3 protein-coding genes are annotated in these 2,656 nt (G+C 28.5%); all 3 read left to right on the forward strand.

The window, feature by feature from the left end; genetic code table 11:
• Positions 1-166: 166 nt before the first annotated feature.
• The 3 genes from QNK89_RS07970 to QNK89_RS07980 all read left to right on the forward strand — a co-directional run bounded on the left by QNK89_RS07970 (position 167) and on the right by QNK89_RS07980 (position 2,593).
• Positions 167-1,192 carry a glutaminyl-peptide cyclotransferase gene (locus tag QNK89_RS07970; protein WP_340170485.1) on the forward strand — a complete coding sequence of 342 codons (1,026 nt, stop codon included), beginning with the start codon at positions 167-169 and terminating at the stop codon, positions 1,190-1,192.
• A gap of 90 nt (positions 1,193-1,282) precedes the next feature.
• Positions 1,283-1,480, forward strand: a complete 198-nt coding sequence (locus QNK89_RS07975; RefSeq protein ID WP_340170486.1) for a hypothetical protein — start codon at positions 1,283-1,285, stop codon at positions 1,478-1,480.
• Positions 1,481-2,206: 726 nt separating this feature from the next.
• The gene (locus QNK89_RS07980; RefSeq protein ID WP_340170487.1) at positions 2,207-2,593 is read left to right on the forward strand and encodes a hypothetical protein; all 387 of its coding nucleotides are present in this window, start codon (positions 2,207-2,209) and stop codon (positions 2,591-2,593) included.
• Positions 2,594-2,656 lie beyond the last annotated feature (63 nt).

The following is a 2,656-nucleotide window of genomic DNA, read 5'->3' on the forward strand; positions in this document are numbered from 1 at the left end:
TCACACTGCTACGACCACTTACCTTTGCTGCGTTCCCGCCCTGGAGGATTCAACAGGAGCTAGTTGTGTAGGACTTGCCGCTGCAAAGATACAATCTTTTAAATTTATCACAATATTTTTTAAACTGAATTTTAATAAATATCTTGCTTGAAATTACAATAATAAAATGAACGGATTTAAACACCTAATTATCATAATTTTAGCAATTACATTATCTAATTGCGGAGGCGATTCTAATAAAAAAAACTTTAGTATTTCTACAAATGCTACAAATAACACTATTCCTTTAAACGAAGTATTAGAAATTACAATTAAAAACCCTAATAAACTTGAAATAGAATCTATTAGCTATACATTTGATGGAAAAACCATTAAAGACACTACCACTCTATTAGATTTTAAATTAGGAAGTCATGATATTATTGCTACTGTTATTTATGATGGAGAAACGGAAACAGCGACGCAAAATATTTCTATAGTCAATAACGAAGCACCTAAAGTATATGGCTACCAAATAATAAACACCTATCCACACGACATTACATCTTACACTCAAGGTTTAGAATTCTATAATGGCGAATTGTATGAAAGTACTGGACAAAAAGGAGAAAGTAAATTGCGAAAAGTAGATTATAAAACTGGAGAAGTACTTAAAAATGTAGATTTAGCCGATAATTATTTTGGTGAAGGCCTAACTGTTTTAGATAAAAACATCTATTTATTAACCTGGTTAAGTGGTAAAGGTTTTGTTCATAATGCTGATACTTTTGAACGCAAAAGTACTTTTAAGTTTGGTAAAAGCCAAGAAGGTTGGGGGATTTGCAACGATGGGAAAATGCTTTATAAAAGTGATGGAACAGAAAAAATATGGTATTTAAATCCTGAAACTTTAGTAGAAGACGATCACATTCAAGTTTATACAAATAAAGGAAAAATAGGAAAGCTTAATGAGCTAGAATGGATAAACGGAAAAATTTATGCTAATATCTATCAAAAAAACGGTATTGTAATTATTAATCCAGAAAATGGTGCAACAGAAGCTGTTATAGACTTTTCTCCACTAAAAGAGCTCGTTACTAAACACAAAGGCTTAGACGTTTTAAATGGTATTGCTTACAATCCAGAAACACAAACTATTTTTGTTACAGGGAAGCGTTGGGATAAATTATTTGAAGTTAAAATTATAGAATAACACTTCACTCATTAATAAGTAGCGTTTACTCATTACAACTTTCTTTTCGCTTCTCTTTTCGATTACTTTGAATACTAAATTTGAAGTTTTATGAAAAAAGAAAAGCATATAACAATCCCTAAACCATGTCATGAAGACTGGAGTAAAATGACTTCTAACCAAAAAGGAAAACACTATAAAACTTGTAATAAATCTGTTTTTGATTTTACAAAGAAAACAGATTATTTCATTCTTAAAACCTTTAAAGAAAACGGTAATATTTTAGAAGGTTTAAAAACACTCAATTAAATAGAACTTTAATACATACAAATAACACTTCAAAAGACCTCTCTTTTATAGCTGCTAGTTTATTTACTTTTCTTGCACTAAGAACAAACACAGCGATTGCCCTTGGTTACTCTATAAAATTAGACAGGACAGAAGATATTACAACTAACAAGGTAAACAATAAACAAGGAGAATCAATTTTAAAAACCCGAACCATCTCTGGGTTAATTACAGATGAAGATGGCTTGCCTTTGCCTGGCGTGAAAGTGACTTTAAAAAACAAAAGCAATAACAGTACTTCAGACTTTGATGATAAGTTTAAACAAAAGTTACAACAGAAGACATAATAATTATTACATATCTGGCAACAATAACTCAAGAAGTTCAAATAACACAACAATCTCATTATACAATTAATATAGTTCGAGATAAAACAGTTTGTGAAGAATTTATTACTGCTGGTGAGGTAGAATACGAATCTCCTTGTGAAAAAGCTAAAAGAGTAAAAGCTAAGAAAGCAAAGAGAAAAAAAATTAAAAATGGAGCCTTTACAATTGCAGCAAAAATAACAGATACTTTAAAAATAAGTGCGTTATTTTATGCTACTCAACAAATTATTGTTAAGCCTATTTATATAAAATAGCAATTTGTAATTCAATTAAAAAAAGAAAAAAAAACTCTAGAAGAAGTAAATATTAAAGGGAACCAAAAGGAAAAAGTAGCATTGTTATAGAAATAAACGCTTCAATGCGAAATCAAATTCTTGAAGATATAAAAAGAAATCCTCACCTTTATAGTAAAGCACCTAGCGGAAATTTAGATTTTATAAAAATTATTGGATTAATTGGTAAACTATTTAAGAACAAAGCAGAGCCTTTTAAACCTAGTTCTTATGAAAATTTAGTATCATTATTTAAAAATTCTAACACGCTTTTTAACGATGCGCTTTTAACTAAAACTCTTAAAATTGAAACAGATAATAAATTTTTATTTTTCGAACTTTTTGAAGCTAAAAACATTGATAGCAAATTATTAAAAGATGATAAAGAACTTGAACTTCTTGAAAAAATTATTAGTGTTGGTAAAGAATTTACTACCATTATTAGCAACTTTAAAAAGGAGAAAACAGATTAAATATTTTAATAATTAAAGGCTTTAAATACTAAAATATCAATCCAAAAGTTATATTTTAGAACA

This window comes from Lacinutrix sp. (assembly GCF_037625555.1).
Taxonomy (GTDB): Bacteria; Bacteroidota; Bacteroidia; order Flavobacteriales; family Flavobacteriaceae; genus Lacinutrix.